Here is a 5,767-nt window from a genome sequence, read left to right as displayed (position 1 = left end):
TTTTTGTTCTCGTAAGCCACACGCGAACAAATTATGATTTATTCCACTATCTATTTTCCCTTAACCGAGCAGTATTGGGGTCTTTCTTGTTCTCCATGCCGAATTTCGCGTTATGGCTGATTATTTCATCCTTATGGGCCTCAATCCAATCGCGTATCACCAAGCCATTACAGCCCGATAAATCCCTGAGTGCTTGGTTAGTCACTGCCAAGCGATCGCCCTCCCCAGTTGCCACAGTATCGTTATACAAACAAATTGCCTGATAAGACCTGCGGATTTTTTCTACAGCTGCTAAGGTTGCTTTACTTCCCCAGACCTCAGCATCAGTCTTGGCTTGCCACAATCTCTTCTTTGATGGGTGTTACCTTGGCAGGTGTGGCAGTAGTAGCAGGTGCTATAGCCACACCTTGAGTTAACTTGTTCACTACCTCAATAACTTTTTTCTCTAGCCAAGAATCTAACTCAGTGATATTGAGGGTAACTGTTTGGGGAAGATGTGTGGCTGACATTGCAGTTTTCTCCTGTTGTAGTTGTTGGTTAGTTGTTTCTAATTGGTTATTAACTTGTTCTAACTGGTTATTGCTTTGCCGTAACTCTTTAATCTCTGCGAATCGCCAAAACCCGTTAACAGGTTTACTCGATTCAGTTTTGGGGGATAATCAGCTAGTCGGCACGCTCCCGTAATACCCTTGGAACCCAATCAACTAAACCTATTTCCAGAAGTGAAACCCACACCAGCACATAGAGCAGAGGCGCTGGTGATGAGTGCTGATGCCCTGCTGAAGTGGAAAACACAAATTTTGGACTATCAGCAACGAGTGAGGGAAACCAAGCCAGTGCAGCAGGCGACATTATTCGACATTGCACCCAACCACTGCGACCCAGACCGGATTGATCCGTTTACGCTACATTTACAACCAATGGCTTTTTACCGGATGCCAGATGATTTTGGTCAAGCAGCTTTGTATTTTGTGATTGATAGTGCTGCTTCCCTATTACTTTATATTGGCGAAACCTGTCGTAGTAACAAACGCTGGCGTGGGACTCATGGCTGTAAAGATTACATCAGCAGTTACCGAGACTTACATTATCGCTATCAGATAGAGACGGCAGTTAATATTGGTTTTTGGTGGGATGCTCCAGTTGAACGACGCGCACGGCAGGCGCTAGAGTTGAGCCTGATTCAAAAGTGGCGATCGCCGTTCAACAAGGAAAATTGGGAGCGGTGGGGGCAGCCGTTTAAGTAGGGTGTTTCGTGGTGATTAAAATGTCTGATAATTTACCTTTTCAAAATCCTGACCAACTACAGCAATGGCATCAGGGTATAAAAAATGCCAACCGTAATAATATTTTCTGTCATTGTCGTGCTTGCGATTATGAGTGGATGGATTCAGCATTTGATGTTACTTGTATTAAATGCAGTAGCAAAGATGTAGAAAGTATTTCATCTTGGCAGTTTCCTGATGACTAAATCGAAATGCTTATTGAAGAGTGCGATGGCGAAGCGAGTAAAGCGAGTGTGATTGTTGTTTTGGAAATATAAGCAATGCCTAACTGTACTATCCCCTTCAACAGCAGATTTATTAGTTGATTATTAGTGACATTAATAGTTCTTATTCTGATTTACCGAACCGCAAAAATCGAGTAAACCGTAATCTTATTTTAGGTCTACTTTAGTGCGGTAATCATCCTTGTATGAGGTGATGAGAACCGAATTTACAGGAGTTTTAAGCATACTTATTATAAATACATAAGCACAAACCCAAGTGCAAAAACGATTAAACAATAGCTGAATTTTTCCGAGAAAGAGTTATGGCACTAGTTCGTTACAACCCCTGGCAAGACTTGAACGCTTTAGAACGTCACATCAACGGCTTATTTGGAGATACCAGAGTCCCATCTGCACGGTTTGACAGAGATTTTATCAAAGTTCCGGCGGCTGAATTGCAAGAAAATGATGATGCGATCCATCTCAAACTAGAACTGCCAGGATTGGAAGCTAAAGACTTAGATATTCAAGTCACCCAAGACGCTGTTCACATTAGTGGCGAGCGCAAGTCCCAAACTAAAACCGAAAACAATGGCACTACAAGAAGTGAATTCTACTATGGTAAATTCCAACGTGTAATTCCACTATCTGCTGGTGATTTGACCTTTGTTACAAAAGGCTGTCCATGTTCTAAAACTAATCGTTGTGTACTTTTGTATTGAAAGTTAGAACGTGTGTTAAGTTGATCAATCAAGTCTGCTTGTTCTTTTAATATCGTCAAAAGACGGTCTAGATTATTCATTATTAAATTCTTTATTTAAGATTCATTTAATTAAAGTTAACTAAATATTAAACCACCAATACTTATGAACTCCTGTCAGTTTTGACCCAGCTACTGCGTGTTCATCAGCCCATGTTAGTGTACTACCATCCCCACACTCGTAACCATCGCCACCAAATTTACCTACCCCCTCTTCTACTACTTGCATCATCACTTTAATAATCATTTTCTCAGTCACAGAAATATTATAATGTTCTAATAGTAGAGCTTTGATATCTTTAGTACAAACATGGTCAAAAAATCTAGGCTTTTCTTGAATAATACTAATAATTAAATTTTTTAAATCTTCTGCTTTCACTGTCTTAAAATCCTTGTTGCTCTAAATTCTTTAGTTTTTCTAACTTTCGATTCAACAGCGCTGCATCAGTTTCTAGTTCACCATCGTCATCAGTTTCGCGTTCCTCATCCAGCCATTCCAACAGTTTGGCTTTTGGACGAAATGACATTATAGGACGCTTCTGATTATAATTTTTTTGAGCTTGGTAAAGTGCATCACGATTGGCTTCATTCCATCGCTGCTGATTAGACTTAGCAGACGACTTGGATTCAGAAAACTCTGGCATAACTTCAATTTTGAGATAGCCTCCTTGACTTTTGAACTGCCATCGGTTGTTGTAATTATCAAAATGTTTTTTTGCACCCCGTTCAGTCTTCCAGCGCTTGCACCAATGTAAATCTGTATTGGTAAAAGCATATTCAGTATCACAGCTAAATGTGTATAGCCAACCTAAAGGCTTATCTTCTTTGGTATAACAGCGATATCCGTAGTACATCAGTCAAAGTTTTTAGTATTATTTAGATGGTAAATAGTTCTTTGTCATTTTCACTGCCAGAGCATTTTTTATCACGAAGGATTACTTTTATAGGAGATTCACTGCCTGCAAAATATTTTTTAGTTTTATCTAACAGTTGTTCTAAATCATTGTCTTCTAAGACTTTTAAAGTTCTGGTTAACTCAGGACGATTTTTGAAAGTTGTTGTTGGTACTTTTAGCATCCAAACATTACTCCGAGCTTTTCTAGAATAGTCGGAGTAAACCAGAATATACCCCCATTCTTCAGCCAATTATAGAATCTTATTTTTAAGCATAAGAAACTTAATTTAGTTAGTTGGCTCATGTTCGCTGACATATTTTGTGATAACTTGCTCAATTTCGGACTCCATCACATCCATGTGACCATCAACATCAGCATACCAGCCGTATTGATTAAGTGCAGCGATCGCAGCTTTGACAGTATCATTCACTGCTTGTTTTCTCCTACCTTCAGGTGATGCTAAATAAGCCTGTCGTTCTGCTTCCTTCTGCCGCTCAAGAGTTTCAATTTTTTCTAAGATTGGTTGTATTTTATCTAGAGTCCAAAGGTAACTAGGTTCTACAGCACCAATTTCTTTGCCATCGGATGTATAGCGCTTTCCATTAGAGAGAGTTACTTGTCCAGTTGGGGAAATGCGTTCAATTACATCTATTTCAGCTTTAGTACCTATACGCACACTGTCATAGTAAAAAATTCCTACTTTATCCCCTGGTTTTAGTTCTAATGTGTTCATCAATTAAAATTGTAAATATTTATTTGAGAAGTTGTAATTATGTCAGATTAACTCATTTTTTTTAACTTCTTCTTCTTCATCTACTACCTCTTCTACACTTTAAACTTTCCAATCAGGTGGTTCTCCAGACAATGCAGATTGTACTGCCTCATCCTTATTTTCAGCAGTCACCTCTATCTCGAAATATTCTTTCCTTGATACTTTTACAACAAAATTTTTCATATAGCAGTCCTTAATTTTAGTGTCAATTAGTAGGATTATTGGTCACGACATCAAACTCAGTTCCAACAGTGCTTCACTTTGGGTTAACAACTTGTCGGTGTAGGGAGATAGCCAACACAAACCCGGAGGTTGACAGTTTTCTTGCTTACGCCATCCGGTATCACGTAATATTTTCTCTTTGCGATCGCACTCCATAACCAAAGCAATAATTTCCTTTGCCTCGGTCAGCGTATCCACACGTTTGATGTTAGTTCTGTGATAACCGTTGTGAAACGGTGTAAGCCCGCTTTTATCTTCAATCAACCATCCTTTACTAGTATTACTCCGTCCGGGTATTCCGTTGGAGTAGTAAGTATTGCGGATATAAAACCTGCCATCAGGAGTAAGATATTCACCTGCCTCAATACGTTGCAGTTTCATGATGGTTTTAATCGGGATAGTCAGAATGTGCGATCGCTTACTCTTCTATTGTACATAGTTTACTATGAATTTACAATCTCTGCGTTTAGCTAACTGATAGCTGCCAACACATTTTCGCTAGCCCAAGGCTTCCTTTTTCCTATTGATGATCTGGTACGCCATCGCAGCCCTTTAATTAAGGCGTTCTGCAATAATCTCTATGATTTTTGCTATTTCTTCGGGGCTGGCATCCTCTGAAGGGATAATCGATATCAAAGATAGAGAATGGCCACTCAGCACGAGCAGATTCATATTTGGCATTAATTTCATCGTCTGTCATCATGATGATTCTTTTCCACCCATTACTAAAACTGGCTCAATCCAAACTAGTTTTCGTTGCTGCCTGCCTTCTCCGTAAGGTTGATTACGTAAGAATCCGCGTCTCCAATGAACGCTCTTAGTACCATGTGTACCGCTACTGCCTTCACTGCTTTGCTTGCCTTCACGTTTGAATCGATATCCAAGTCCTAGCCAAAGTGGTTGATAAAAATCTTGTGCTTGCGCTTTGCCAAAACCTCTATTCACCCTAACTAGTTCGCTTGTTGTATCTACAAGTTCAGGGCGGCACTCCATTATCAAAATCAATCTCAATAAAATTGAGTGCAAATATTCATTAAATTCTACAACTACCTGCGGACTAAAATCTTTAACATCGGTATATCTGAACTTTTTTAAATTATCACTAACTTTGAATCTGCGGCAGAAAACACTATCTCCATCGATTGCAGCCCAATAAAGCAAGTCATCAGATGTATCATAATGCCAAAAAATTGCATCAATACTACGTTTTTCTGGGGAAAAAACTATACCCTTGGGCAGCATAAAAAATCCTGTTTTCATTGCCCATTGCAAATTTTCAACTTCAACATCTAAATTTGATTGCATCAATGCGCTCAACAAATCATTATTTACCCAGTAAGCAGGGCATTTGGCTTGCCCTACTTTCAAAAGTGTGTAAAGGCTAATATACCTTGAATCCTTGGGGTTGCTTCTGAGTGATGAAAGCAATAATTTTTCGGTAGCAGAAAAATACGCATCAGCAACAATACCGCACATTTTCTCATAGCTTTCGTAACCGTCTACATGAACAACGGGACGAATAACAATTTCATTAAACCAACCTCTAGGTTTTTCTGACTTTTCACGGGATGTGGAAAAGAAAGAATGGTTCGCGATACTCTATCGCGAACCAATTCCTATTCTTTATT

12 protein-coding genes are annotated in these 5,767 nt (G+C 39.3%); 3 read left to right on the top strand and 9 right to left on the bottom strand.

Annotated elements, in window-relative coordinates:
• Positions 1–46: 46 nt before the first annotated feature.
• Entirely contained in the window at positions 47–343 is a 297-nt protein-coding gene (locus tag GNF10_RS34490) for a hypothetical protein (protein WP_185580253.1), read from the bottom strand.
• Positions 324–509 (bottom strand): hypothetical protein, encoded by a 186-nt coding sequence (locus GNF10_RS34485; RefSeq protein WP_185580252.1) that lies wholly within the window; start codon positions 507–509, stop codon positions 324–326. Before GNF10_RS34485 ends, GNF10_RS34490 begins: the two co-directional genes overlap by 20 nt.
• A gap of 180 nt (positions 510–689) precedes the next feature.
• Between GNF10_RS34485 and GNF10_RS34480 the strand changes: the two genes are divergently transcribed.
• The 3 genes from GNF10_RS34480 (at position 690) to GNF10_RS34470 (ending at position 2,211) form a co-directional block, all read left to right on the top strand.
• Complete coding sequence (locus GNF10_RS34480; protein WP_309472822.1) at positions 690–1,247, top strand: GIY-YIG nuclease family protein; 558 nt, start codon at positions 690–692, stop codon at positions 1,245–1,247.
• Positions 1,248–1,267: 20 nt separating this feature from the next.
• The gene (locus GNF10_RS34475) at positions 1,268–1,471 is read left to right on the top strand and encodes a hypothetical protein (RefSeq protein WP_114084203.1); all 204 of its coding nucleotides are present in this window, start codon (positions 1,268–1,270) and stop codon (positions 1,469–1,471) included.
• 341 nt (positions 1,472–1,812) lie between these two features.
• Complete coding sequence (locus GNF10_RS34470) at positions 1,813–2,211, top strand: Hsp20/alpha crystallin family protein (protein ID WP_185580251.1); 399 nt, start codon at positions 1,813–1,815, stop codon at positions 2,209–2,211.
• 120 nt (positions 2,212–2,331) lie between these two features.
• Here GNF10_RS34470 and GNF10_RS34465 read toward each other — a convergent pair whose 3' ends face one another.
• The 7 genes from GNF10_RS34465 to GNF10_RS34435 form a co-directional block, all read right to left on the bottom strand.
• Positions 2,332–2,628 carry a hypothetical protein gene (locus GNF10_RS34465; RefSeq protein WP_114084200.1) on the bottom strand — a complete coding sequence of 99 codons (297 nt, stop codon included), beginning with the start codon at positions 2,626–2,628 and terminating at the stop codon, positions 2,332–2,334.
• Between the two features lie 4 nt (positions 2,629–2,632).
• Complete coding sequence (locus GNF10_RS34460) at positions 2,633–3,103, bottom strand: hypothetical protein (RefSeq protein ID WP_114084199.1); 471 nt, start codon at positions 3,101–3,103, stop codon at positions 2,633–2,635.
• Positions 3,104–3,125: 22 nt separating this feature from the next.
• Positions 3,126–3,395, bottom strand: a complete 270-nt coding sequence (locus tag GNF10_RS34455) for a hypothetical protein (RefSeq protein ID WP_181852905.1) — start codon at positions 3,393–3,395, stop codon at positions 3,126–3,128.
• Positions 3,396–3,431: 36 nt separating this feature from the next.
• Positions 3,432–3,878 (bottom strand): hypothetical protein, encoded by a 447-nt coding sequence (locus GNF10_RS34450; protein WP_114084197.1) that lies wholly within the window; start codon positions 3,876–3,878, stop codon positions 3,432–3,434.
• Positions 3,879–4,142: 264 nt separating this feature from the next.
• The gene (locus tag GNF10_RS34445) at positions 4,143–4,520 is read right to left on the bottom strand and encodes a hypothetical protein (RefSeq protein ID WP_185580250.1); all 378 of its coding nucleotides are present in this window, start codon (positions 4,518–4,520) and stop codon (positions 4,143–4,145) included.
• Positions 4,521–4,691: 171 nt separating this feature from the next.
• Positions 4,692–4,820 carry a hypothetical protein gene (locus GNF10_RS39130; RefSeq protein ID WP_260446375.1) on the bottom strand — a complete coding sequence of 43 codons (129 nt, stop codon included), beginning with the start codon at positions 4,818–4,820 and terminating at the stop codon, positions 4,692–4,694.
• A gap of 18 nt (positions 4,821–4,838) precedes the next feature.
• Complete coding sequence (locus tag GNF10_RS34435) at positions 4,839–5,615, bottom strand: hypothetical protein (protein ID WP_221643700.1); 777 nt, start codon at positions 5,613–5,615, stop codon at positions 4,839–4,841.
• Positions 5,616–5,767: the final 152 nt, after the last annotated feature.

It is taken from the genome of Nostoc sp. UCD121 (assembly GCF_014222285.1).
Lineage (GTDB): Bacteria > Cyanobacteriota > Cyanobacteriia > Cyanobacteriales > Nostocaceae > Nostoc.
Note: the sequence above shows the minus strand (reverse complement) of the source record. Positions and strands in the feature narration are given on the sequence as shown.